We start from the raw sequence: 24141 nt of genomic DNA on the forward strand, positions 1-24141 counted from the left end.
CGGATACCCCATGAACCGCAACACCTCCCGCACCCGCCGCGCACTCTTGACCTGCGCCGTGCTCGCCACCACCGCCCTCGCCCCGCTGGCCCACGCGCAGCAGACCGTGTTCCGCGTCACCGCGATCCCCGACGAGTCGCCCACCGAGCTGGCGCGCAAGGCCGCGCCGCTGATGAAGTACCTCGAAGCCAAGCTCGGCATGAAGGTCGAGTTCACGCCCGTGACCGACTACGCCGCGTCCGTGGAGGCGCTGGTGAACAAGAAGGTCGACCTGGCCTGGTTCGGCGGCTTCACCTTCGTGCAGGCCAGCGTGCGCTCCGGCGGCAAGGTGATCCCGCTGGTGCAGCGCGAGGAAGACGAGAAATTCAAGTCGGTCTTCATCACCAGCGACCCCGCCATCAAGGCCCTGGCCGACCTCAAGGGCAAGGACGTGTCCTTCGGTTCGCAAAGCTCCACCAGCGGCCACCTGATGCCGCGCAGCTTCCTGCTGCAGGCCGGCCTGAACCCCGAGAAGGATTTCAGGCGCGTGGCCTTCAGCGGCGCGCACGACGCGACGATTGCCGCCGTGGCCTCGGGCAAGGTGCAGGCCGGTGCGCTGAACATCTCGGTGTGGGACAAGTTCGTGGCCGACAAGAAGGTCGACACCGAGAAGGTCAAAGTCTTCTTCACCACCCCGCCCTACTACGACTACAACTGGACGGTGCACGCCGACATGCCGGCCGCGCTGCGCCAGAAGCTGGCCGACGCCTTCCTGTCGCTGAGCAAGGCCACGCCCGAGGGCAAAGAGATTCTGGAACTGCAGCGCGCCACCAAGTTCGTGCCGACCAAGGCCGAGAACTACAAGGGCATCGAGGCCGCCGCGCGCAGCGCCGATCTGCTGTGACCGCGCAGGGGTGAACGCTTGAAAGTCGCCCTGCACGCCGCCACGGCGCGGCACCCGGCCGCCCGCCCCGGCACCCCGCCCGCCTTGCGCGGGCTGGAACTGCAGGTGGCGGCCGGCGAGCACGTGGCGGTGATCGGACCCAGCGGCGCTGGCAAGACCACGCTGCTGCAGCTGCTGGCCTGCGCGCTGCCGCCCGGCGCCGGCGGGCTGCAGCTGGACGGCCAGTCGCCCTGGCAGCTGCCGCGCGCCGAGCTGCAGCGCCTGCGCGGGCGCCTGTTCCTGGCGCCGCAGGTGCCACCGCTGCCGCCGCGCCAGCGCGTGGTCACCGCCGTGCTGGCCGGCCGCCTGCCAGCCATGGGCACCTGGCAGAGCCTGCGTTCGCTGTTCTACCCGGCGGACATTCCCGCCGCGTTCGAGGCACTGGACCGCTTCGACCTGGCGGACAAGCTGTTCGAGCGCGTCGACCGACTCTCGGGCGGCGAGCGCCAGCGCGTGGGCTTGGCGCGTGCGCTGCTCTCGCCCGCTTCGCTCTGGCTGATCGACGAGCCGCTGTCCGCCCTGGACCCGACCCGCGCCAGCCAGGCCATCGACACGCTACTGACGGCCGCGCGCGAGCGCGGCGCGACCCTGGTCGCCACGCTGCACCAGGTGGACGTCGCGCTGGCGCATTTCCCGCGCATCGTCGGCCTGCGCGACGGCGCCATCGCCTTCGACCTGCCGGCCGCGCAGGTGGGCCGCGAGCGCCTGGCCGCGCTGTACGCGCAGCACGAGCACGAGCTGACCGGCCCGGCGCCTTCGCTGGAAGACGTGGCGTCTGTGGCGCCGCAACCCGTGGTCATGCACTGCCGGTGATGCCATGACCACCGCCGCCCTGCCCGCGCGCACCGCGCCCGCCCGTGACCCGGCCTGGCTGCCACGGCTGTTCTGGACCGGCACCGGCCTGGTGCTGCTGTGGCCGCTGCTGGTGGCCACCGAGTTCCGGCCCTGGGTGATGTTCGAAGAACAGAGCCTGCGGGTCAGTGGCCAGTTCATCGCCAGCTTCTTCCCGCCCGCGCACTCGGCCGAGTTCCTCACCATGGTGCTGAAGGAGACCTGGCGCACCGTGGCCATGGCCACCGCGGGCGTGGCGCTGGCACTGCTGATCGCGGTGCCGCTGGCGCTGCTGTCGACACGGGTGCTCTCGGTGTCCGCGCTGTCAGGCCGCATGGCGCACGGGCCGTTCTGGCTGCGCCAGTTCGCGCGCTGGCTGCTGATCGTGCTGCGCAGCATCCCGGAACTGGTTTGGGCGCTGGTGTTCGTGCGCGTGGTCGGGCTCGGCCCCACGGCCGGCGTGCTGGCGATTGCGCTCACCTACGGCGGCATGCTGGGCAAGGTCTACGGCGAAATCCTGGAAAGCGGCGAGACCCACGCCACCGAGGCCCTGCTGCGCAACGGCGCGGGCCGCCTGCAGGCCTTCTTCTACGGCCTGCTGCCCACCAGCGCGGCCGAGCTGACGAGCTACACCGTCTACCGCTGGGAGTGCGCGATCCGCTCCTCGGTCATCCTGGGCTTTGTGGGCGCGGGCGGCCTGGGCCAGCAGATGGACAACTCGATGAAGATGTTCAACGGCGGCGAGGTCGCGACCATGCTGCTGGTGTTCATGACCCTGGTCGCCCTCGCCGACCGGGTCAGTGCGTGGCTCAGAAAGGTGCTCGGATGAAGCAGCCCCGCGCCGCCAACGAGGTCTACCGCCTGCCGCCGCCGCTGTTCGACGCGCGCTGCAAGGCCTGTTGGTTCACGGTCGGCCTGCTGGTGCTGGTGGTCGCCAGCTTCTGGTCGCTGGACCTGCAGTGGGCGCAGTTCTTCTCGGCCGAGGCGGTGACCAGCATGGGCCGCTTCGTGGGCGAGTTCTTTCCACCCGACACCTCGCCGGCCTTCCTGCACAAGGTCGCCGTCGCCGCCTGGGAAACGCTGGCCATGTCGGCCGTGGGCACGCTGCTGGCCGCCATCGCCGGGCTCGCGCTGGCCCTGCCGGCCGCGCGGCTGCACACGGGCGACGCGGCGCGGGCCCGCGCCCCCACACGCCTGCTGCTCAACGCGCTGCGCAGCGTGCCCGAGCTGGTCTGGGCCGCGCTGCTGCTGATCTCGGCCGGCCTCGGCCCGCTGGCCGGCACGCTGGCGCTGGCGCTGCACACGACGGGCGTGCTCGGCCGCCTGTTCGCCGAGGCGGTGGAGAACGCGCCGCCCGGCCCGGCCGAGGCGCTGCGTGCCCAGGGCGTGGGCCACGGCCGCGTGTTCCTCTACGCCACGCTGCCGCAGGTGCTGCCCCAGCTGATGAGCTACACGCTCTACCGCTGGGAGAACAACATCCGCGCCGCGGCCGTGCTGGGCGTGGTCGGCGCGGGCGGCCTGGGCCAGCTGCTGGCCTTTCACATGGGCCTGTTCCACATGCCCAAGACCGCCACCGTGCTGGGCGCGATGCTGCTGCTGGTGGCCATCGTCGACGCCGCCAGCCTGGGCGCGCGACGCTGGATGACGCGGTGATCTCATGAGCGCACACGCACCGTCGGCCCCCACCCCGCTGTCGGCGCTGCAGCGCCGCTTCCGTGCCGTGCGCGACCAGTCCCTGGCGCTGGCCGCGCCGCTGTCCGAGGCCGACTGCCAGGTGCAGTCAATGCCCGACGCCAGCCCCACCAAGTGGCATCTGGCGCACACCACCTGGTTCTTCGAGACCTTCATCCTCGAACGCGCCGAGCCCGGCTTCCAGCCCTTCGACCCGGCCTACCGCGTGCTGTTCAACAGCTACTACCAGGGCGTGGGCGACCAGCACCCGCGGCCCCAGCGTGGCCTCATCACGCGGCCGGGCATGGCCGAGGTGCGCGCCTACCGCGCGCAGGTCGACGCTCGCATCGACAAGCTGTTCGCGCTAGGCCTGGCGCCCGAGCTGGCCACGCTGGTCGAGCTGGGCCTGCAGCACGAACAGCAGCACCAGGAGCTGCTGCTCACCGACATCAAGCACCTGCTCTCGTGCAACCCGACCGACCCGGTCTACCACCCGCCACGGCCACCGGCCTCGGTGGCGCCGCAGCCCCTGCGCTGGTGCGCGTTCGAGGGCGGCGTCGGCGAGATCGGCCACGGCGGCGAGGGCTTCGCCTTCGACAACGAAAGCCCGCGCCACGCCGTGCTGCTGCGTCCGTTTGCGCTGGCAAACCGGCTGGTGACGCAGGGCGAGTGGCAGGCCTTCATGGACGACAGCGGCTACAGCGACCCGCGCTGGTGGATGGCCGCCGGCTGGGACTGGCTGCGCGCCCAGCGCATCAACGCACCGCTCTACTGGCACAAGAACGAGGACGCAGGCATCGACTCCGAGCAGCGAGGTGGCTGGACCGCCTTCACCCTGCACGGCCGCGTGCCCATCGACCAGCACGCGCCCGTGGTCCACATCAGCTGGTTCGAGGCCGACGCCTACGCGCGCTGGAGCGCAGCGCAGCAGGGCGCACCGGTCCGGCTGCCCACCGAAGCCGAGTGGGAACACGCCGCCCGCCGCATGGGTGGGCGCTGGGCCGACGGCGGCAACTTCCAGGACAGCGGTGCCCTGCACCCGGTGCCGATCGCGCGCAGCGCGGACAACGAACCGGGTCTGCAGCAGATGGGCGGCGACGTGTGGGAATGGACCGCCAGCGCCTACCTGCCCTACCCCGGCTACCGCCCCTGGGCCGGCGCGGTGGGCGAATACAACGGCAAGTTCATGATCAACCAGATGGTGCTGCGCGGCGGGTCGTGCGCCACACCGCGCGAGCACATCCGCGCCAGCTACCGCAACTTCTTCCCGACCGAGGCGCGCTGGCAGTTCAACGGCCTGCGTCTGGCCAAAGACCTCTGAGCCACCGACCCGGAACCGATCCGGCACGCTGAACGGTGCTCCGGCCGGGTCGGGCACTACCAGGGTGTGCTGCCCCCCCGGCTCGACGAACACCCCGTTGTCTTCACCCGCCAGGGCGTGCTGCACCGGCAGCTTCGCGCCTTCGGCCGGGGTCATGGTGCCGTAGCCGGTCAGATCGGTCTTGACGAAGAACAGCGGCAGCATCGCCTGCGTCACCGCCAGGGCACCGAAGAAGTTGGTCTCGAACACCCGGCGCACGGCGCTCATCGAGGCCTTGCCCGGCGGGCCATCGGTCGGGTCGAAGATGCCGGCGTTGTTCACCAGGATGTCCCGCCTGCCGTGCTCGTTGCGGATGCTCAGCGCGGCGGCGGCGCGACCGCGGTCGTCGTCTCTGGCACCATTGGCTTCCAACGCTGCACGCTCGCTGAACCCAAGAAGGACGCCGCGCCAGGCCCGGTCGGCGTTCACGCTGGACGCGATTTTTGAGGCCACCATTCAGCTTCTGGTGGCGGACGGCATGCACCGCCTGACCACCACCAAGGTGGCCGAGCGGGCGGGTGTGTCTGTCGGCACGATGTACCAGTACTTCCCGCACAAGGAGGCGCGGATCGACACCTACTGGCGCGCGAAGATGGAGCGTGCGGACGTGACCCGTGCGCTCTACCGCTCCGTCGCCGAGCTGGACAACCAGGCGATGATCGATGCCTTCGCCAGTCGGGCGAACGCGGCCACCTCGGCGATGCTCGCCAGCGCGAGCGATGCAACGTTCACCGACCTCAGGAACGTGAACCTGACGCTGGTCACCGTCGTGTTCGGCGCGGTGCGAAACGCCTTCGAGCGCAACCTGCGGCCCACCGAAGCGCGCAAGCTGCGCCGCCAGCTCGTGGTGATGTGCCGCGCCTATCTGGAGAGCGTGGCGCGACCCTCCGCATGAGGCCACCCGCCGGTCAGCAGGGCTTGGCGGCCTTCGACAGTGCCTTCGGTGCGAGCTCGGCCAGAGAGACCTCCGCAAAGCGCTGAACAAACAGCGCTTCGGCCTGCGCCATGCTGTCCGCCAGCACCGCGTTGACGCGCGCCTGCACTTGGCAGGCCGGGTCACGCTCCCGGTTGCCGAAGGCAAACAGGGTGGGCCGGCCCAGGGCGACGTAGACGTCGAGCAGGGAGATCTCGTGCAGGGGTCTGGCCAGCAGCCACCCCCCGCCGTGGCCCTTCTCGGCGCTGACGTGGCCCGCCGCGCGCAGACCCGCCATGGTCCGCCGGAACACGGCGGGGTTGGTCCCCATGCTCCGAGCCAGCACCTCGGATGTGATGGGCTCCTTTGCGTGCCCCAGGTGCAGCAGCACATGCAGCACGTCGGACAGGCGTGTGTCCTTGTTCATCCGCTTTTCCCATCATGAAACATCAACTGATATTTGATCATGTACGATCAAGTGTCTTTTGATGATTCATGAAGAAGACCACCACCGCATGACCACCACCGCAACATCAACAGCAAGCCACCCTTACCTGGACGGGCCACCAAAGCAGGTACCGGGCTTTGCCAGCCTGCACCGCATGGTGGGGCTGCTGCTCGCCGAGCAGGCGCCTTCCGACGCGCGCATCCTCGTGCTCGGCGCCGGCGGCGGCATGGAAATCGACGCGCTGGCCCGCGAACAGTCCACCTGGCGCTTCGACGGCGTCGACCCATCGAGGGACATGCTGGCGCTCGCCGAGCAGACCGTCCGGCCGCACCAGGGCCGGGTGGCCCTCCACGAGGGCCGCATCGATGCGGCCCCGCCGGGGCCGTTCGACGGCGCGACATCGCTGCTCGTCTTCCACTTCATCCCGCATGCGCAGAAGCTGGCGACGCTGCGCGCGGTCCGCCAGCGCCTCAGGGCCGGAGCCCCCTTTGTCGTGGTGCACATCAGCATCCCGTCCGCCGAGCCCGAGCGCTCCCTCTGGCTGTCGCGGCACCTGGCCTTCGCTGGAACGCCGGCCGCCAGCGCAGGGACCTCCCAGCAGGCGATGCAATCGCAACTGGCGATCCTCTCGCCGGAAGAGGACGAGGCGCGCCTGCGGGAGGCCGGGTTCCAGCGGGTCGCGCTGTTCTACGCGGGGCTGAGCTTCCGGGGCTGGGTGGGGTACGCGTAGGGCGCTGAGCACCGGCACCGGTGGAGCGCCCCGTCGAGCGCCCTCACTTGGGCTGCAGGCGCAGCAACTGGCCCCGGACGTGGTCGGTGAGCAGGTAGATGAGGCCGTCCGGCCCCTGGCGCACGTCGCGCACCCGCTGGTTGAGGTCGGGCAGCAGCTTCTCTTCCTTCACCAGCTTGGTGCCGTTGAACTTCAGCCGCACCAGGTGACGAAACTTGAGCGAGCCCACCAGCATGCTGCCCTTCCAGTCCTTGCCGTAGCGCTCGCTGGTGACCCAAGCCATGCCGGACGGCGCGATCGAGGGCACCCAGTAGTGCAGCGGCTGTTCCATGCCGTCCTTGCTGCTGAGGCCATCGCCGATGGCGCCGCCGCCGTAGTTCTCGCCGTAGGTGATCACCGGCCAGCCGTAGTTCTTCCCGGCCTCGGGGCGGTTGATCTCGTCGCCACCCTGCGGGCCGTGTTCGCTGGTCCACAGCCGGCCGTCCGGCCCGATGGCCGCGCCCTGCAGGTTGCGGTGGCCATAGCTCCAGATCTCGGGCAAAGCACCCGGCTTGGTGGTGAAGGGGTTGTCGGGCGGCGCGCTGCCGTCCTTGCGCAGGCGCACCACCTTGCCGTGGTGGTTGTCCAGGGTCTGCGCGTCGTCCATGCGCTGGAAGCGGTCGCCCAGCGTGAGGAACAGGGTGTGGTCCTTGGCCTCGGCGATGCGGCAGCCGAAGTGCACCCGGCTGGCGAACTTCGGTTTCTGGCTGAAGACCACCTTCACGTCTTCCAGCCTCGTGGCGTCGTCCGACAGCCGGGCCGATGCCAGCGCGGTGGAGTTGCCGCCGGCACCGGGTTCGGAGAAGCAGAAGTAGACCGTGCGGTTGCGCTCGAACTGGCTGTCAGCCACCACATCCAGCAGGCCGCCCTGGCCGCCCGCGTCGACCTTGGGCACACCGGCCAGCGGCGCGCCGATGTGGCCGTCGGGCTCGACGATGCGCATGCGGCCCGGGCGCTCGGTGACCAGCATGCGGCCGTCGCCGATGAAGGCCAGGCCCCAGGGGTTCTGCAGGCCGTTGGCCACCACCTCGACCGAGGGCGAGGCGGCAAACACAGGAACCGAAGCGAACAGCAAGGTTCCCATCCAGCAAGCACCGTGGAACCGGCTCAGCCGGGCCACAGGTGCTGTCCCCCCTTCCAGGGGGGAAGACGCGAAGCGGCGCAGGGGGGTCATCTCGTCATCCTCCGAACGGGCGAACGCCAAACAGGGCGGCGTGCGCCCACATCACCGTCAAACCATAGAGCGCCAAGCCGCCGACCACCGCGATCAGGTCGTTGGCGCCGCTGACGGGCAGCGCGGGCACGGTGCGCAGCGTGCCGGCCTGGGCCCGGCGCTTGAGCGAGACGCGATCGGCCGCGGCCCAGAGCAGGAAGCCGCCAAACAGCAGCACATCGGCCAGGCTGCCGCCGGTGACCGATTGCGCCAGCAGATGGCCCAGCGCCCAGAGCTTGACGGCCAGCAGCATGGGGTGCTTGGTGGCGCGCTGGATGCGCCCGGGCAGGTAGGCCGCCAGCAGCAGCACGAACACCGGCAGCAGCACCAGCGCCGCCAGGTGGCGCATGCCGCCCGGCAGGCTGTAGACCAGCACCGGGTTCTCGCGCGCCAGGCCGTAGCCCCAGACGATCAGGCCCAGGCCCACGGCCGAGACCAGCGAATACAGGCCCTTCCAGGCGCCCTCGCCCATCTGCGCCACCAGGCGGTCGCGCCCGGCGGGCGACACGATGGCGACCGAATGCACGCCGAGAAACAACAGCAAACCCAGGATCAGCACGAGCATGAAACCTCCTTGAAAAGTTGGCGGGACACCTCGGCCATCGAGGGTCGGGCGCCGGGGTCGGTGTCCAGGCAGGACGCGGCCAGGCCGGTCATCATGGCACGCACCGGATCGTCCGGTGTGACATCCAGGCGATCCCCCAGTTCCTCCAGCAGGCAACCGAAGGCGCGCACTTCCAGCGCCTGCAGCGCACGGGCCAGCACGGGCTGGTCGGCCGGCAGCAGGGCCGCGGCGCCGAAGTCGCTGAGCAGCGCGTCGCCGGTGGCCGGGTGCCACAGGATGTTGTGGGCGTAGAGGTCGCCGTGCACCACGCCGTGCCCGTGCAGGTGGGTCACCGCATCGGCGATGCCGCGCAGCAGGCGCAGCGCCGGCCCGGGGGCCAGGCGCCAGCCGTCGGGGTAGACGTCGCGCGTGCAGCTGGCCAGGCTGGGCGGCCCCGCCAGCAGCACATGCCCGGGCGGGATCAGCGGCAGCAGCATGCCCTGCACGCCGTCGGGATGGCCCTGCAACCGGGCCACGGGCGTGCACAGCGCTGGGTGTGCCCCGGCGGTGCCGCCGGCGGCCATTTCGTGTTCGGGCAGGCCGTCGCTGGTGACTGCGCCCTTGAACAGCTTGAGCGCCAGTTCACCGGGCCACCCGGTGACGGTGGCGCGCACGGCCCGGCCCGACGCGCCCTCGCCCAGGGCCTCGCCTGGCCGGATGTCGCCCCAGTCCACCACCGGCAGCTGCAGCGGCGGCACCGCCCAGCCCAGCGGGTTGCCGGCCAGTGCCAGCCACGACAGGCGCGGCAGGCGGAGCAGCCAGTCGGGCAGCCGCTGGAAGCGGTTGGCCGAGATGCGCAGCAGTTCCAGCCGCTGCGCGCCGGCCAGCCCCTCGGGCAGGGCCTGCAGCCGGTTGCCGGCGAGCATGAGCTTCTGCATCCGCGGCCGCTCGCCCACCGCGTCGGGCAGGGTGTCGATGGCGTTGTCGGTGAGGATCAGCCAGCGCAGGGCCGGCGGCAGCGCGGCGGCGGGCACCCGGGCGATGCGGCAGGCCTTGAAGCCCACCATCTCCAGCGCCGGGCAGTCGCCCAGCACCTCGGGCAATGTGGTGAAGGGGTTGTCCGAGGCGAAGATGACCTTGAGTCGCTGCAGCCGCGGCAACCACGCGGGCAGTGTGGTCAGGCGGTTGCCGCTGAGGTTGAGCACCTCCAGCGATTCGGCCAGACCGAGCACCTCGGCGGGCAGTTCGTCCAGGCCGCAGGAGAGGTCCAGGCGGGTGGCGCCGGCCAGGTCGCCGCGCCGCAGTTGTTCGAGTGTGTGCATTAGGCACGGATTATGGAATCCGCACCCTCGACAAACGGAACCAAGCTCCTAGAATGAAATTCACAAACATTCATTTATCAGCGGAGCGGACATGACACTCAAACCTTTGGCACTGGTTGCCCTGCTGGCGGCAGCCACCACCCCTGCGGCCATGGCCCAGAGCGTGTACGGCGAGCTGGGCTATTCCGCCCTGTCCATGAAGCTGTCGGTGCCCGTCATCGGCCTGCGCGCCAGTTCCAACCCGGCCATGATCCGGGGCTTGGTGGGCCTGCAGCTCACCGACGGCCTGGCGCTTGAAGCCATCGGCGCCGTCAACTCCGGCAGCAGCGCCTACACCAACAGCAACACCGGCACCCGCTACAGCGGCAAGATCGACCAGCTCTACGGCCTGTACGTGGCGCCCAAGATCGGCCTCGGCCCGGTCGAACTGTTCGGCCGCGTCGGCATGGCGCGCACCAAGCTCAGCTTCCAGGGCCTGGGTTCGGGCGAAGACAAGAAGCTGTCCTACGGCGGCGGCCTGCGCCTGATGCCCACCAGCAACCTGTCTCTGAGCGTGGACTACATGAACTACCTCGACAGCGGCGGTGCCAGCGTCAACGGCTACTCGTTGAGCCTGGGCCTGCGCTTCTGACGGCCCTCAGCCCGGCGGCGGGTCGCCGTCGGGTGCGTACACCAGCAGATCGCCCGGCTGGCACTGCAGGTACTCGCAGATCTTCTCCAGCGTCTCGAAGCGCACGCCCTTGACCTTGCCCTGCTTGAGCAGGGACATGTTGGCCTCGGTGATGCCGACGAATTCGGCCAGGTCGCGCGACTTGACCTTGCGCCTCGCCAGCATCACGTCCAGCTGCACTGTGATGGGCATCAGACGAAACCCTCGTTCTCTTCGGCCAGCGTCTGCCCCTGGGCGATCACCGCGGCCATCAGCCACACCAGGCCGGCGAAGAACAGCGTGAACACCAGGTCCGAGCCGATGCCCACCGAGAGGTGGCGCTGGCCGGGCGGGTTGTTCAGGGTCAGCAGCACCGAGGTGGCGCTGCCTGCCAGCATGGACGCCAGCGCCGCCCAGGCCACCCAGCCCGCAAAGCGGCCGAGCAGCGCGGTGGCCTGCAGCGTGAACACCTGGCCCTGCGCAAACATGCCGAAGCAGCGCCGCGCCTGCCACACCCCCGCCAGCAGCAGGCCCAGCGGCAGCGCCATGACCGCGGCCCCCGCGATGCGCTGCCACAGCGCCAGCGGCGCGGCAATGGCCTGCACTGGCAGGTTGGCGTGACCTGCCAGCTGGGCCTCGCTGGCCGTGGCCCAGTAGACCATCAGGGCCAATGGCAGGGTGACCAGCAGCGCCCAGCAGGCCGCCACCATCCAGCGGCTGATGCGGCGCACGCGCTGCGCGGACAGGGAAACGGGATGGAATTCAGCCGTGTTCATGGGTCGCTTTCGTTCAGAAGAGTTTGACTACTTTTTATTGTTTTATGATAATTTTTTACCGATCAACAATGAAAGTCAAGCCCATGTCACACCCCACTTCCCTCCTGCTGCGCCGCAGCCTGCTGCTCGCCTCCGCCGCCGCGCTGGCGGCCTGCGGCGGCATTCCCCTCACCTCCCTGCCCCGGCTGGCCCAGCTGTCCGGTCAGTTGCTGGAGGCCGACCCGGCGCAGTTCATGGTTGCGTTGCAGGTGGACGCGCGCGTGGTGCCGCCGCCGGGTGCGGTGCCGCTGCTGCACATTCAGCTCAAGCCCAGGGTCGAGGGTGCGTTTGCGCCGGTGGACCGCAAGCTGCCGCTGGCCATGACCAGCGCCACCAGCGCCACACTGGGCCTGGACGCGCCCGGCCCGGGCCGCCGCTGGCTGGTCTACAGCCTGCCGCCGGCCACCCAGGCCGAGCTGAAGCAGGTGCAGGCGATGGTCAAGCAGGCCCAGGCGCAACCGGGCTACCAGCGCGGCGGCACGCTGGCCCTGGGCGTGGAGCAGAAGGACCTGGCCGTCACCGACCCGTCGCTGGCGCGCACCAAGTGGTCGACCTGGATGCAGGTCAAGCAGAGCGAGGGCTTCTTCGAGGTCTGGAACGGCACGCCCGAGGAGATCCGGCGATTGGCGGAAGCGAAGCGCTGAAGGGCGGCGCCCGCCCCTCACTTCACCTGCTGCTTGTCGAGCTTGCGCGCCAGCGTGCGGCGGTGCATGCCCAGGCGGCGCGCGGTCTCGGAAATGTTGAAGCCGGTTTCGGCGAGCACCTGGTGGATGCGCTCCCACTCCAGGGTCTTGATCGAGCTGGGCCGGCTGGTCAGCGCGACCTCGGTCGTGCCTTCTGAGCGGCCGAACGCAGCCTCGATGTCGTCGGTGTTGGAGGGCTTGGCCAGGTAGTGGCAGGCACCGAGCTTGATGGCCTCCACCGCGGTGGCAATGCTGGCGAAGCCGGTCAGCACCACGATGAGCATGCGGTCGTCGTGCGCCACCAGCGCGCGCACGCAGGCCAGACCCGAGGCCTCGCCCTGAAGCTTGAGATCCACCACCGCACGCGTCGGCGCGTAGCCGCCGGCCAGCACCGTGCTGAGCTGGTCGAGGCTGGCGGCCACGCGCACCTCGTAGCCGCGGCGCTCGAAGGAGCGCGCGAGCGTGCGCGCGAAGGCCGCGTCGTCCTCGACGATGAGCAGGCGCTGCGGGGAAACGGTGTCGTCAGATGCCATGGGGCGCGTCCTCGGCCAGGGTGATGGCGGCCAGCGGCAGCGTGATGCGGACCTGCGCCCCGCCCTCGGGCAGGTTGCCCACCACCACGTTGCCGCCCAGCGTGCGTGCCACGTTGAATACCAGAAACAGGCCCAGCCCACCGCCGGGATGGCCTTTGGTGCTCTGGTAGGGCTTGCCGATCTGCGGCAGCAGCTGGGGCGCAAAGCCTGGGCCCTGGTCCCAGACGGTGAGCACCAGTGCGTCGTCCTCGCGGCGGGCCTCGAACCACACCGCCTGCGGCGAGGCATCGGCCGCGTTGTCCAGCACGTTGCCGATCATCTGCTGGATGGCCGAGTCGGCCACCATGGGCAGGTCGTCGCCGAAGGCGTTGTGGTAGTGGAAGCCGCTGCAGTTGCGCCGCTCGCACCAGGCGTTGACCACGCTGTCGAGGAAGGCGCAGACCGTGGTCTCGCTGGAGGATTCGCCACGCGCCTCGCCGGCCGAGAGCAGGATGCCGCTGACGATGGCCTTGCAGCGCGCCACCTGGGCCTGCATCTCGGCCACGTCGTCGGCCAGCTCGGGCTCGGAGCTGAAGTGCGGCAGGTGCTGCCAGTCGCCCAGGATCACCGCCAGGGTGGACAGCGGCGTGCCCAGCTCGTGCGCCGCGCCCGAGGCCAGCAGGCCCATGCGCACCACGTGCTCCTCCTCGGCCGCGCGCTGGCGCAGCAGGGCCAGGCGGGTGTCGCGCTCGCGCAGGTTGTCCACGATGCGCGAGATGAAGACCACCAGCAGCACGGCGTTGAGCACGAAGCAGATCAGCATGCCCTGGGTGTACGGACTGGCCAGACCCTGGTCGTGGTCCAGCGGCAGGGGCAACGGCCGCGCCCACAGGGCCAGCCCCGCGAAGCACAGCGTGGTCACGGCCACCATGATCCAGGTGGCCCAGACCGGCAGCAGCACCGCGCCCAGGATGACCTGCAGCAGGAACAGGAACACGAAGGGATTGGTGGTGCCGCCGCTGAGGTAGAGCAAGGCGGTGAGCGCCCCCACATCCACCAGCAGGGTGAGCAGCAGCTCGGTGGCGGTCACGGGCAGCGCGGTGCGGCAGCGCAGCAGCGAGAGCAGGTTGAACGCACCGAGACCCGCCAGCACCGCGTACATGATGTGCTCGGGGATCGGGATGTCCATGCCGTGGGCCACCACCGCCACCGTCGCGATCTGGCCGAACAGCGCCATCCAGCGCAGCTGGATCAGCTGCTGCAGGTTCTTCAGGCCCGCCGCCTGGTCCGGACCGACGGCGGCGTGCGACGGGGAAGCGACATTCACCATGGGGCTTGCGGTGCCGACCAGACACATCAGGAGGAGGCTCCGGATTGTCCGGGAAGCCGCCGCCGCGCACCGTCCCGCGCCACAAAGACCGTGGCGGCTGCGGTCATCGCGGCGAGCGCGAACCAGGTCAGCGCGTAGACCAGGTGGTTGTTGGAAAAGCGCAGCACGGTGAGCCCACCCACGGGCCCGTCGGGCGTGGCGCAGGGCGTGTCGGCACCGGCGTCGACAAAGAACGGCGCCACCGCGGCGGGCGGCAACCCCGCGGCCGCAGACAGCGCCTGCACGTCGCGCGAGAACCAGCGCCCGGCGGCCGGGTCGTTGCGGCGCAGGAAGCCGCCGCCGGGTTCGGAGCGCCGGAGCAGGCCGGTGACGGTCGCCGGGCCGGTGCAGCGGGCGGCCTCGCACGTGGCCTGCCACCGGGAAGCCGAGGGCACGAAGCCGCGGTTGACCCAGACCAGGGAGCCGTCGGCCGTGCGCAGCGGCGCCATCACCCAGAAGCCTGCGCCGCGCTCGGTGACGGCCTGCACCAGCTGTTCGGCGTCATGCAGGAACTCGCCGCTGAGGCGCACGCGCCGGTACTCCTCGGCGGTAGGGTCGGCCTGCAGCGCCGGCCAGGTGTCGGCGCCGGGTGCGGCCGCCGGCTCGGCGTGTGCGCGTGCCGCCACGCGGGCCACGAGATCGTTCTTCCAGGCCAGGCGCTGGACCTGCCAGGCGCCCAGCGCCAGGAACAGCCCGCACAGCAGCGCGCCCGCTCCCCACAGCAGGGCGCGTCGCGGCGTCATGGGGTGCTGTGCGGCGCGGCGGGCGGGTGGACCGCGTGGCCACCGTGCGCCGGCATCATGTTCTCGTTCATGTGGAACATGACCCAGAGCGTGCCAGCGATGGCGATCGCCACGAAGACCACGGTGAAGATGGTGGACAGCAGGGTCCAGCCGCCTTCGACCTTGCCGTTCATGTGCAGGAAACACACCATGTGCACCAGAATCTGCGCAACGGCGAAGGCCCCGAGCACCAGCACGGCCGTGGGCCGGTGGGTGATGACGCCGGCCATGACCAGCCAGAACGGGATGGCGGTGAGGACGATGGAGAGCACGAAGCCCACCATGTAGCCCGAGAAGCTGCTGTGCGGGGCGCCATCTTCGTCATGGTCGTGGTGGTCGTCACCGTGATGACCGTCGTGGCGGATTGCGGTGTCGTGTGCGCTCATCACAGCACTCCCATCAGGTAGACAAAGGTGAAGACGCCGATCCAGACCACGTCCAGGAAGTGCCAGAACATCGAGAGGCACATCAGGCGGCGCTTGTTCTCGCGCGTCAGGCCGCGCTGGGCGATCTGGATCATCAGCACCACCAGCCAGATCGAGCCGAAGGTGACGTGCAGGCCGTGGGTACCGACCAGCGTGAAGAAGGCCGACATGGCGGCGCTGCTCTGCGGCGTGGCGCCCACGTGGATAAGGTGCGCGAACTCGTAGAGCTCCACACCCAGGAAGCACAGGCCGAACACGCCGGTGACGGCCAGCCAGCCCAGCGTGCCCCCCTTCTTGCCCTGCTGCTTCTGCAGCATGGCAAAACCGAAGGTGATGGACGAGAGCAGCAGGAAGGCGGTGTTGATCGCCACCAGCTTGAGGTCGAACAGCTCGGCGCCACCGGGGCCGCCCGCATAGCTGCGGCCGAGCACGCCGTAGGTCGCGAACAGCGCCGCGAAGATGAGGCAGTCGCTCATCAGGTAGAGCCAGAAGCCCAGCGCGGTGCCGTTCTCGGGGTGCGGCTCGCGGTCGAGGTGGTAGGCGCGCGTGGCGCCGGGGGTGAGGGCGATGTCAGACATGGCGGGCCAGCAGTTGGGTGCGTGCGTGTTCGGTGGCGGTCACTTCGGACGCGGGGATGTGGTAGTCGCGCTGGTAGTTGAAGGTGTGCACGATGGCCGCGAGCACGATGGCCGCGAACGAGGCGATGGCCAGCGGCCACATGTGCCAGATCAGCGAGAAACCCCAGACCAGCGAGAGCGCCGACAGCACCACACCGGCACCGGTGTTCAGCGGCATGTGGATGGCCTTGAAGCCGGACAGCGGGCGCTGGTAGCCGTGCTTCTTCATGTCGGCCCAGGCGTCGATGTCGTGCACCACCGGGGTGAAGGCGAAGTTGTACTGGGGCGGGGGCGACGAGGTGGCCCACTCCAGCGTGCGGCCATTCCACGGGTCGCCGGTGTGGTCGCGCAGCTGCTCGCGCCGGAAGAAGCTGACGGCGATGCAGACCAGGAAGCTGGCGATGCCGATGGCCACCAGCACGGCGCCGAACAGGGCGATCTGGAACCAGATCTGCAGCGACGGGTCCTCGAAGTGGCTGACGCGGCGCGTCACGCCCATCAGGCCCAGCACGTACAGCGGCGTGAAGGCGAACCAGTAGCCGGCCAGCCAGAACCAGAAGGACACGCGGCCCCAGAAGTCGTCGAGCCGGAAGCCGAAGGCCTTGGGGAACCAGTACACCATGCCGGCGAACAGGCCGAACACCACGCCGCCGATGATCACGTTGTGGAAGTGCGCGATCAGGAACAGCGAGTTGTGCAGCACGAAGTCGGCCGAGGGCACGGCCAGCAGCACGCCGGTCATGCCGCCGACGACGAAGGTCACCATGAAGCCCACGGTCCACAGCATCGGCACCTCGAAGCGGATGCGGCCGCGGTACATGGTGAACAGCCAGTTGAAGATCTTCGCGCCCGTGGGGATCGAGATGATCATGGTGGTGATCCCGAAGAACGAGTTCACGCTGGCGCCCGAGCCCATGGTGAAGAAGTGGTGCAGCCACACCAGGTAGGACAGGATGGTGATGCAGACCGTGGCGTAGACCATCGACGTGTAGCCGAACAGGCGCTTGCCGCTGAAGGTGGCGACCACCTCGGAGAAGACGCCGAACACCGGCAGGATCAGGATGTAGACCTCGGGGTGGCCCCAGATCCAGATCAGGTTCACGTAGAGCATGGGGTTGCCACCCAGCTCGTTGGTGAAGAAGTTGGTGCCGACGTAGCGGTCCAGGCTCATCAGCACCAGCGCGGCGGTGAGGATGGGGAAGGACGCGACGATCAGCGCGTTGGTGCACAGCGCGGTCCAGGTGAAGACCGGCATGCGCATCAGGCCCATGCCCGGTGCGCGCATCTTCACGATGGTCACCAGCAGGTTGATGCCCGAGAGCGTGGTGCCCACCCCGGCGATCTGCAGCGACCAGATGTAGTAGTCCAGCCCCACGCCGGGGTTCTGCGCGCCGAGGTTGGACAGCGCCAGCCAGCCCGAGGTGGAGAACTCGCCCAGGAACAGCGAGACCATCACCAGCACCGCGCCGGCGGTGGTCATCCAGAAGCTGAAGTTGTTGAGGAACGGGAAGGCGACGTCGCGCGCGCCGATCTGCAGCGGCACCAGGTAGTTCATCAGCCCGGTGACCAGCGGCATGGCCACGAAGAAGATCATGATCACGCCGTGGGCGGTGAAGATCTGGTCGTAGTGGTGCGGCGGCAGGTAGCCCAGGTTGTCGCCGAAGGCCATGGCCTGGTGCAGGCGCATCATGATCGCGTCGGCGAAGCCGCGCAGCAGCATCACCAGGCCCAGGATCATGTACATGATGCCGATCTTCTTGTGGTCGATGCTGCAGAACCAGTCGCGCCACAGTGGGCCCCACAGGCGGAATTTCGTCAGCAGGACGAGCACGCCCAGGCCGCCGAGCACCACGGCCACGAAGGTCCACAGCAGGATGGGCTCGTGCGCCATCGGGATCGAGTCCCAGGTCAGGCGCCCCAGCAGCCAGTGGTTGGTAACGGAAGAAGGATCAGCGGACATGGCGGTGTCTTGGGTGAACGGGTCGGTGGGTGCTCAGGGGCGGGCGGTGAACGTGGGCAGCGTGTCGTCGGCGGAGCAGATCTCCTGCGCGGCGGCGGCTTCGAGGGCGCGGGCGCTGCGGTGGGCGCGGTTGCGCGAGGCGTCGAGCGCCATCACCTGGTGCATGCAGGTCTTGCCCTCTTCCACGCAGAGGCCCACCACGCGGTCGAACAGGCCGTCCTCGACCGACGAGAAGCGCTCCACCGGGTGGCGCTCGCTGGGCTTGGCGAGCGCCAGGTAGGCCTGGCGGGTCAGCGGCTGGCCCTCGGCCTTGGCCCTGGCCACCCACTGCTCGAAGTCCTGTTCGCTCAGGCCGTGGAAGCGGAAGTTCATGCCCGAGAAGCCGGCGCCGCTGTAGTGCGAGGACATGCCGCGGAACACGCCGGGCTGGTTGATCACCGCGTTCAGCTCGGTCTGCATGCCGGGCATGGTGTAGATCATGCCGGCCAGGTCGGGCACGTAGAACGCGTTCATGGTGGTGCTGGAGGTCAGCGTGAAGCGGATCGGGCGGTCCACCGGCGCGGCCAGCTCGTTGACGGTGGCGATGCCCTGCTCGGGCAGCACGAACAGCCACTTCCAGTCCAGCGACACCACCTGCACCTCCAGCGGCTTCACGTTCTCGGGCAGGGCCTTCTGCTCGGAGATGCGGTCCAGCGGGCGGTAGGGGTCGAGCTTGTGGGTGGTGATCCAGGTGATGGCCCCCAGCGCGATGATGATCACCAGCGGCGCGGCCCAGATCACCAGCTCCAGCTTGGTCGAGTGGTGCCAGTCGGGCGCGTAGTCGGTCTCGGCGTGCCGGCTGCCCTGGCGGTAGCGCCAGGCGAACCACAGGGTGAGCGCGATCACCGGCACGATGATCAGCAGCATCAGCACGGTGGCGATCACGACCAGGTCGCCCTGCTGGGCCGCCACGTCGCCGGCGGGGTTGAGCACGACCAGCTTGCTGCAGCCCGTCAGCAGGCTGGCGAGCAGGGGCAAGGCGGCGAGGCGGAGCGGTGTGGTAGGGCGCATGTGGAGCAGGACAAGTTCTCGACCAGCCGAACCGGGAAAACCCCAGTTGCGGAACCGGCGGGAATGTATCGGCTTTCCGCAGCGTTTTCGATTGGACGTTTTGTCCTATGTCAATGCGCCGGACTTCGAGTCACGATATAGGGGTCGCTCAAAACCGGCCCTCCGGAGTCCCCACATGCCCAGCCACACCCTTGAAAAGCCCGGCGCCGCGCCCCGCCAGCCCGCCGCCGCCCCGACCCACGAACACACCAGCCCGGGCGACATCGCCGTCGGCGTGGTGATCGGACGGACCTCGGAATACTTCGACTTTTTTGTCTTCGGCATCGCCTCGGTGCTGGTGTTCCCGGCGGTGTTCTTCCCGCACCTGAGCCGGCTGGACGGCACCCTGTTCGCCTTCGGCATCTTCGCGCTGGCCTTCGTCACCCGCCCCATCGGCACGGTGCTGTCGATGGCGGTGCAGCGCCGCTGGGGCCGCGCCACCAAGCTCACCCTCGCCCTCTTCGTGCTGGGCACCTGCACCGCCGGCATGGCCTTCCTGCCGGGCCACGCCAGCCTGGGCGCCGCCGCCATCGTGCTGCTGACCGTGCTGCGTCTGGGCCAGGGCCTGGCGCTGGGCGGCTCATGGGACGGCCTGCCCTCGCTGCTGGCGCTGAACGCACCCGCCGGCCGGCGCGGCTGGTACGCCATGCTCGGCCAGCTCGGTGCGCCGCTGGGCTTCGTGCTGGCCGCCGGCCTGTTCGCCTACCTCACCAGCAGCCTGTCGCAGGAGGACTTCCTCAGCTGGGGCTGGCGCTACCCCTTCTTCGTGGCCTTCGCCATCAACGTGGTCGCGCTGTTCGCCCGCCTGCAGCTGGTGAGCGCGCATGAGGAGGAAGGCCTGCTGAACCGGCAGGAGTTCGAGCCCGTGTCCACCCGTGAACTGCTGGGCTCGCAGGGCCACAACGTGTTCATCGGCGCCTTCGCCGCGCTGGCCAGCTACGCCCTCTTCCACATCGTCACGGTGTTCCCGCTGTCGTGGATCCACATCTACGCCGGTCAGCCGGTGACTGGTTTCCTGGTGGTGCAGATCGTGGGCGCGTTTCTGTGCGCGGGCGCCATCGTCGCCTCGGGCTGGCTGGCCGACCGCTACGGCCGCCGCACGACCCTGGGCAGCCTGGCGGTGCTGATCGGCGTGTTCAGCGGCTTCGCGCCGATGCTGCTCAACGGGGGCGAAGTGGGCCAGGACCTGTTCATCCTGATAGGCTTCGTGCTGCTGGGCCTGTCCTACGGCCAGGCCTCGGGCACGGTCACGGCCAACTTCGCGCCGCGCTTCCGCTACACCGGTGCGGCGCTCACGTCCGACCTGGCCTGGCTGTTCGGCGCCGCCTTTGCGCCGCTGGTGGCGCTGGGCCTGTCGGCCCACTTCGGGCTGGCCTTCGTCAGCCTGTACCTGCTCTCGGGCGCGGCCTGCACCCTGGGCGCGCTGCGCCTGAACCGCGCGCTGGAATCACGCGACTGAACCTCAGACCACCATGCCCGGGTTGCCCTGCATGCCCACCAGCTTGGGCGTGTTGATCTTGCGCGGTGCGATGGTCTTGTGGTTCTTGAAGTAGGCCTCCATCACGTCCCAGATCGGCTCGCCCTTGGCCCCTTCGGCCACCGGCGCCCAGCCGGCGACCTTGTAGGTCTTGCTGGCCTCGATGGGCTTGCCGTTCAGCACCATGTTGCTGATGCGTTTGCCCGCCCCGGCGTTCGGGTCGCAGGTGTAGGCCAGACCGCCCACGCGCACCATGTCGCCGCCCTGCTGGTAGTACGGGTCGGGGTTGAACAGGTTGTCGCAGACGTCTTCCAGCACCGTCTTGATGGTCTCGCCGCTCATCTCGGTCAGCGTGCTGGTCGGGTAGGTGATGGCCACCTGGTCCATCATCAGTTCGCGTGTGATGCTCTGGCCCGGCAGGATGGTGGTGCCCCAGCGGAAGCCCGGCGAAAACGCCATGTCGGCGCCCTTGACTTCCATCAGCGCGTCCACGATGAGCTGGTCCCATGAGCCGTTGAAGTTGCCACGGCGGTAGAGCAGACCTTCGGACACCGCCAGCGTCTCGTCGAGCTTGGCCTTGTAGGGCGCGCGCACCTTGTCGATGTAGGCCTGCATCTCTTTGTCGGCCGGCAGCAGGTTGGCGAACACGGGCAGCAGCTTGTAGCGGAAGTCCTGCACCTTGCCGCCGCGCACGTCGAAATCGAGCACACCGAGGAACTTGCTGTTGGAGCCGGCGTTGGTCACCAGGGTCTGGCCCTTGGCGTTCTTGACCACCAGCGGTGCGGGCATGCCGTCGTGCGTGTGGCCGCCCAGGATGGCGTCGATGCCGGTCACGCGCGAGGCCATCTTGATGTCCACGTCCATGCCGTTGTGCGAGATGACGACCACGGCCTGCGCCCCCTTGGCGCGCACCTCGTCGACCATCTTCTGCATGTTCTCGTCCTGGATGCCGAACTCCCAGTTGGGCACCATGTAGCGCGGGTTGGCGATCGGGGTGTAGGGGAACGCCTGGCCGATCACGGCGACGGGCACGCCGTTCATTTCCTTGATGACGTAGGGCTTGAACACCGGGTCGCCGAAGTCGTTGGTCTTGACGTTCTGCGCCAGGAAGTCCAGCTGGCCGGCGAAGTCCTTCTCGATGATCTCCTTGACGCGCTGCTCGCCCAGGGTGAACTCCCAGTGCGGGCACATGGCGTTCACGCCCAGCAGCTTGCAGGCGTCGACCATGTCCTGGCCATTGGTCCACAGCGCGGTGGCACTGCCCTGCCAGGTGTCGCCGCCATCGAGCAGCATGGCGTGCGGACGGCTGGCCTTGAGCATCTTGACCAGGGTGGCCAGGTGCGCGAAACCGCCGACCTTGCCGTAGGTCTTCGCGGCCTTCTCGAAGTTGAGGTAGGTGAAGGCGTGCGCCTCGGCGGTGCCGGGGCGGATCTTGAAGTGCTTGAGCAGCGCCTCGCCCACGATGTGCGGCGGCCGGCCCACGGCGTCGGCCACGCCCAGGTTCACGTTGGGCTCGCGGAAGTGGATGGGCATGAGCTGCGCATGGCAGTCGGTGAAGTGCAGGAAGCTGACGTTGCCGAACTTCGGCAGGTCGTACAGCGCCTGTCCCGCGCCAGGCTTGGCGGCCAGCACGTCCTTGTGGTTCAGGGCCATGCCGCCCGCACTGGCGACGGCCAGCACCTGCATGAATTCACGACGGCTGAAGCTCATAAACATTCCTTCTCAATTGCACACTGATATTTGAGTCAAATTTTTTTGGCCGGAGGGCCCGCGCCGGCTTGCACCGGCGCGGGCCCGGCCGGTCACTGGTTGACCGGCGACTTGGGGTCCAGCAGCAGGGCCATCACGTCCTTGAGGTTCTTCTCGCTCAGGATGCCCTTGTGGCCGGCGCGCGGCATCTGCGAACACGCGTTGTAGGCGCGCGAGTTCCACAGCTTGCCCCAGGTGTATTCCACGATGGCCTTGGAGGCCGGCGCATCCGGATCGCTCACGCCCCGCAGCTTGCCGTAGTTGTAGAGGCTGGGGCCGAGGTTGCCGAAGGAGATTTCCTTCTTGTCCATCTGGTGGCAGTTGTAGCAGTTGCCGCCGTTGACGTCGGTGGCCTTGTCGGTCCAGGTCAGGCCGCGGCCGCTCTGGGCGATCTTCTCGCCCTCCTTCCAGTCTCCGATGAACTTGCCGTCGCTGGGCATCTTGATGGTCTTGAGCGCGTCGGCCTCAATGGCCTTGGCGGTCTTCTCGTCCAGCGGCTTGCCAGCCACGTCGGCGGCGCTGCACAGGCGGTTGGCTTCGTCCTGCTTGAGGTAGTCCAGCGTGGCGATGCCGTTGGGCTGGAACGAGGCTTTCACGACACTGGCGTGCACCTGGTCGTAGTCGGCACCGGCACCGCCGGTGGAACAGGCGCCCAGCGCCAGGACGGTCAGGGGGAACAGGGCGATGGCAAAGGTCTTTTTCATGGGTCGTCTCCTGCGGATCAGCGCTTGATGGCCGGCACGATGGACTCGGCGCCCTTGGCGTTCACACCCATGTACACCTGCAGCGCGATGGTGGCGTCGCTGCCGAACTTGGGCTCGGGGAAGCGCTGCTGGCGGTAGCAGTCGTTCAGGCGCTTCTGCATGGTCCACATCTGCGAGTTCGACACGCGGTAGGCCGGCCAGGCGGCCACCCCCACACCGTCGCCCGGGTTCTTGGTCAGGTTGGGCAGCTCCTGCAGGCGGATGCGGCCACCGTCGACGCCGTGGCAGGACGAGCAGGCAAAGTCGTGCGGGCCGCCGCGCTGGAAGAACAGGCGCTTGCCCACCTCGTACATGGTCTTTTCCTGGGCATGCGTTTGCGACAGATTGAACCGCTCGCCCTTGGACTGGGTCGCCACATAGGTGGTGATGGCCACCAGGTTGGCGCCCTCGCCTTTTCCGATCGAAGGCGCGGCCTTGTACAGCTCGGCCTCGCTGAGACCCTGCAGCGTGACCATGCAGTGGATCAGACGCGTCTCCAGGTCCATGACCTTGCCGGTGTCCTTGAAGTAGCGCGGCAGCTCGGTGAAGGCGCCCTTGAGCACACCGGGGCCCTTGCCCAGGTCGCATTGCTCCAGCGAGGCGTTCTTCGGCCCGCGCTTCTGCTTCCACAGTTCCTCACCCTTCATCTCGAAAAGTTCGGCCGGGTTGCCGTCCTGCAGCATCTCGCGGTATTTGTTGATGCCGTCCAGCGCGGCGTTGCCCTGGGCATGCACCGCACCCAGCGCGAAAACGCCACCCATCAGAAGGGCAGCGTGGCGAGCGTCGAATTTCATGGGTCATCTCCTGTTGTTGTGGAAGGCAGTGGCAGCGGCGTGCTGCAAGCGGTCACCGCGGAACCGGCTCCGCCGGGCCGCAGGTGACGCCCCCTGGAGGGGGTCGCGCGAAGCGCGGCGGGGGTGTCAGGCGATCGCCGCTTCGTCGGTGCGCGAATCGCCCTTGTTGTCGACCCACTTCACCACGACCTTGTCGCCCTTGGCCGCGCCCTTGAACTTGAAGGACAGGAAGGGGTTCTGCGACACCGAGCCGCTGAACATGGCCTTGAGCACGGTCTTGCCGTTGTGGGTGGCTTCCAGGTCCTTGATGAAGTGGGCGGGAATGAGGGCGCCGGCCGCGTCTTTGCGGGTACCGGGTTCCATGGGGTGGGACATCAGCACGCGAACGGTGGTTTCGTCGCCGGCGAGGGCGGCACGGATGCGCATCGGATCAGCCATGATGGACTCCTGTCAATTCAATGAAATGGGGGAAGGTTCGGGAGGT

At 68.8% G+C, this 24141-nt stretch carries 27 protein-coding genes and 1 pseudogene; 10 read left to right on the forward strand and 18 right to left on the reverse strand.

Annotation, left to right across the window (positions count from 1 at the left end; all coding sequences use genetic code 11):
• The first annotated feature begins 10 nt into the window (after positions 1–10).
• The 5 genes from BC358_RS19370 to egtB are packed head-to-tail and all read left to right on the forward strand — an operon-like array spanning position 11 to position 4745.
• Entirely contained in the window at positions 11–883 is an 873-nt protein-coding gene (locus tag BC358_RS19370; RefSeq protein WP_079367077.1) for a putative selenate ABC transporter substrate-binding protein, read from the forward strand.
• Between the two features lie 18 nt (positions 884–901).
• Positions 902–1735 carry a phosphonate ABC transporter ATP-binding protein gene (locus tag BC358_RS19375; protein WP_079367078.1) on the forward strand — a complete coding sequence of 278 codons (834 nt, stop codon included), beginning with the start codon at positions 902–904 and terminating at the stop codon, positions 1733–1735.
• 4 nt (positions 1736–1739) lie between these two features.
• A complete protein-coding gene (locus BC358_RS19380) occupies positions 1740–2582 on the forward strand; it encodes an ABC transporter permease (RefSeq protein ID WP_079367079.1) in 843 nt (280 codons plus the stop codon).
• Entirely contained in the window at positions 2579–3406 is an 828-nt protein-coding gene (gene phnE / locus BC358_RS19385; protein WP_079367080.1) for a phosphonate ABC transporter, permease protein PhnE, read from the forward strand. The genes BC358_RS19380 and phnE overlap by 4 nt, the downstream gene beginning before the upstream one ends.
• Before the next feature lie 4 nt (positions 3407–3410).
• Positions 3411–4745 carry an ergothioneine biosynthesis protein EgtB gene (gene egtB / locus BC358_RS19390; RefSeq protein WP_079367081.1) on the forward strand — a complete coding sequence of 445 codons (1335 nt, stop codon included), beginning with the start codon at positions 3411–3413 and terminating at the stop codon, positions 4743–4745.
• 249 nt (positions 4746–4994) lie between these two features.
• Here egtB and BC358_RS22510 read toward each other — a convergent pair.
• A pseudogene (locus BC358_RS22510) lies at positions 4995–5066 on the reverse strand (hypothetical protein); the annotation flags it as partial.
• 31 nt (positions 5067–5097) lie between these two features.
• Here BC358_RS22510 and BC358_RS19400 point away from each other — a divergent pair.
• On the forward strand, positions 5098–5679 hold the full coding sequence (locus BC358_RS19400; RefSeq protein WP_143434375.1) for a TetR family transcriptional regulator: 582 nt from the start codon (positions 5098–5100) through the stop codon (positions 5677–5679).
• 13 nt (positions 5680–5692) lie between these two features.
• On the opposite strand, the gene BC358_RS19405 is transcribed toward BC358_RS19400, so the two are convergent.
• Complete coding sequence (locus BC358_RS19405; protein WP_066149455.1) at positions 5693–6124, reverse strand: Rrf2 family transcriptional regulator; 432 nt, start codon at positions 6122–6124, stop codon at positions 5693–5695.
• A 61-nt stretch (positions 6125–6185) separates the two neighbouring features.
• On the opposite strand from BC358_RS19405, the gene BC358_RS19410 reads away from it, so the two are divergent.
• On the forward strand, positions 6186–6875 hold the full coding sequence (locus tag BC358_RS19410) for a class I SAM-dependent methyltransferase (RefSeq protein WP_255284120.1): 690 nt from the start codon (positions 6186–6188) through the stop codon (positions 6873–6875).
• 43 nt (positions 6876–6918) lie between these two features.
• On the opposite strand, the gene BC358_RS19415 is transcribed toward BC358_RS19410, so the two are convergent.
• From BC358_RS19415 to BC358_RS19425, 3 genes are all read right to left on the reverse strand, one after another.
• Complete coding sequence (locus BC358_RS19415) at positions 6919–7998, reverse strand: PQQ-dependent sugar dehydrogenase (RefSeq protein ID WP_079367083.1); 1080 nt, start codon at positions 7996–7998, stop codon at positions 6919–6921.
• 94 nt (positions 7999–8092) lie between these two features.
• Positions 8093–8692, reverse strand: coding sequence for an NnrU family protein (locus tag BC358_RS19420; RefSeq protein ID WP_079367084.1), 600 nt, complete (start codon positions 8690–8692; stop codon positions 8093–8095).
• Positions 8680–9993 carry a leucine-rich repeat-containing protein kinase family protein gene (locus BC358_RS19425; protein WP_079367085.1) on the reverse strand — a complete coding sequence of 438 codons (1314 nt, stop codon included), beginning with the start codon at positions 9991–9993 and terminating at the stop codon, positions 8680–8682. Before BC358_RS19425 ends, BC358_RS19420 begins: the two co-directional genes overlap by 13 nt.
• Before the next feature lie 91 nt (positions 9994–10084).
• Here BC358_RS19425 and BC358_RS19430 point away from each other — a divergent pair, with 91 nt between their 5' ends.
• Positions 10085–10624, forward strand: coding sequence for an outer membrane beta-barrel protein (locus BC358_RS19430; protein WP_066149438.1), 540 nt, complete (start codon positions 10085–10087; stop codon positions 10622–10624).
• A 6-nt stretch (positions 10625–10630) separates the two neighbouring features.
• Here BC358_RS19430 and BC358_RS19435 read toward each other — a convergent pair whose 3' ends face one another.
• On the reverse strand, positions 10631–10855 hold the full coding sequence (locus BC358_RS19435; protein ID WP_066149435.1) for a helix-turn-helix transcriptional regulator: 225 nt from the start codon (positions 10853–10855) through the stop codon (positions 10631–10633).
• The gene (locus BC358_RS19440; RefSeq protein WP_079367086.1) at positions 10855–11418 is read right to left on the reverse strand and encodes a DUF2975 domain-containing protein; all 564 of its coding nucleotides are present in this window, start codon (positions 11416–11418) and stop codon (positions 10855–10857) included. Before BC358_RS19440 ends, BC358_RS19435 begins: the two co-directional genes overlap by 1 nt.
• Positions 11419–11501: 83 nt before the next feature.
• On the opposite strand from BC358_RS19440, the gene BC358_RS19445 reads away from it, so the two are divergent.
• Entirely contained in the window at positions 11502–12101 is a 600-nt protein-coding gene (locus tag BC358_RS19445; RefSeq protein ID WP_079367087.1) for a hypothetical protein, read from the forward strand.
• A 17-nt stretch (positions 12102–12118) separates the two neighbouring features.
• On the opposite strand, the gene BC358_RS19450 is transcribed toward BC358_RS19445, so the two are convergent.
• Genes BC358_RS19450 through cyoA form a run of 7 tightly spaced genes read right to left on the reverse strand, consistent with a single transcriptional unit; the run spans position 12119 to position 18855 of the window.
• Positions 12119–12673, reverse strand: a complete 555-nt coding sequence (locus tag BC358_RS19450; RefSeq protein WP_079367088.1) for a response regulator transcription factor — start codon at positions 12671–12673, stop codon at positions 12119–12121.
• Positions 12663–13982, reverse strand: coding sequence for an ATP-binding protein (locus tag BC358_RS19455; RefSeq protein WP_373270147.1), 1320 nt, complete (start codon positions 13980–13982; stop codon positions 12663–12665). The genes BC358_RS19450 and BC358_RS19455 overlap by 11 nt, the downstream gene beginning before the upstream one ends.
• Before the next feature lie 26 nt (positions 13983–14008).
• Positions 14009–14764: an SURF1 family protein gene (locus BC358_RS19460; protein WP_079367090.1), complete on the reverse strand. Its 756-nt coding sequence runs from the start codon at positions 14762–14764 to the stop codon at positions 14009–14011.
• Positions 14761–15189: a cytochrome o ubiquinol oxidase subunit IV gene (gene cyoD / locus BC358_RS19465; RefSeq protein ID WP_079367091.1), complete on the reverse strand. Its 429-nt coding sequence runs from the start codon at positions 15187–15189 to the stop codon at positions 14761–14763. Before cyoD ends, BC358_RS19460 begins: the two co-directional genes overlap by 4 nt.
• Complete coding sequence (gene cyoC / locus BC358_RS19470) at positions 15189–15806, reverse strand: cytochrome o ubiquinol oxidase subunit III (RefSeq protein WP_079367092.1); 618 nt, start codon at positions 15804–15806, stop codon at positions 15189–15191. The genes cyoD and cyoC overlap by 1 nt, the downstream gene beginning before the upstream one ends.
• Positions 15799–17805, reverse strand: a complete 2007-nt coding sequence (gene cyoB, locus BC358_RS19475) for a cytochrome o ubiquinol oxidase subunit I (protein WP_079367093.1) — start codon at positions 17803–17805, stop codon at positions 15799–15801. The genes cyoC and cyoB overlap by 8 nt, the downstream gene beginning before the upstream one ends.
• A 33-nt stretch (positions 17806–17838) precedes the next feature.
• The gene (cyoA, locus tag BC358_RS19480) at positions 17839–18855 is read right to left on the reverse strand and encodes a ubiquinol oxidase subunit II (RefSeq protein WP_079367094.1); all 1017 of its coding nucleotides are present in this window, start codon (positions 18853–18855) and stop codon (positions 17839–17841) included.
• Positions 18856–19030: 175 nt separating this feature from the next.
• Between cyoA and BC358_RS19485 the strand changes: the two genes are divergently transcribed.
• A complete protein-coding gene (locus BC358_RS19485; RefSeq protein ID WP_079367095.1) occupies positions 19031–20353 on the forward strand; it encodes an MFS transporter in 1323 nt (440 codons plus the stop codon).
• 3 nt (positions 20354–20356) lie between these two features.
• Here BC358_RS19485 and soxB read toward each other — a convergent pair whose 3' ends face one another.
• The 4 genes from soxB to soxZ form a co-directional block, all read right to left on the reverse strand.
• On the reverse strand, positions 20357–22081 hold the full coding sequence (gene soxB, locus BC358_RS19490; protein WP_079367096.1) for a thiosulfohydrolase SoxB: 1725 nt from the start codon (positions 22079–22081) through the stop codon (positions 20357–20359).
• A 92-nt stretch (positions 22082–22173) separates the two neighbouring features.
• Positions 22174–22824, reverse strand: a complete 651-nt coding sequence (gene soxX / locus BC358_RS19495) for a sulfur oxidation c-type cytochrome SoxX (protein WP_066149399.1) — start codon at positions 22822–22824, stop codon at positions 22174–22176.
• A 17-nt stretch (positions 22825–22841) separates the two neighbouring features.
• Positions 22842–23657, reverse strand: coding sequence for a sulfur oxidation c-type cytochrome SoxA (gene soxA / locus BC358_RS19500; RefSeq protein ID WP_079367097.1), 816 nt, complete (start codon positions 23655–23657; stop codon positions 22842–22844).
• A gap of 126 nt (positions 23658–23783) precedes the next feature.
• Entirely contained in the window at positions 23784–24095 is a 312-nt protein-coding gene (soxZ, locus tag BC358_RS19505) for a thiosulfate oxidation carrier complex protein SoxZ (protein WP_079367098.1), read from the reverse strand.
• Positions 24096–24141 lie beyond the last annotated feature (46 nt).

It is taken from the genome of Hydrogenophaga sp. H7 (assembly GCF_002025745.1).
GTDB classification, from domain to species: Bacteria; Pseudomonadota; Gammaproteobacteria; order Burkholderiales; family Burkholderiaceae_C; genus Hydrogenophaga; species Hydrogenophaga pseudoflava.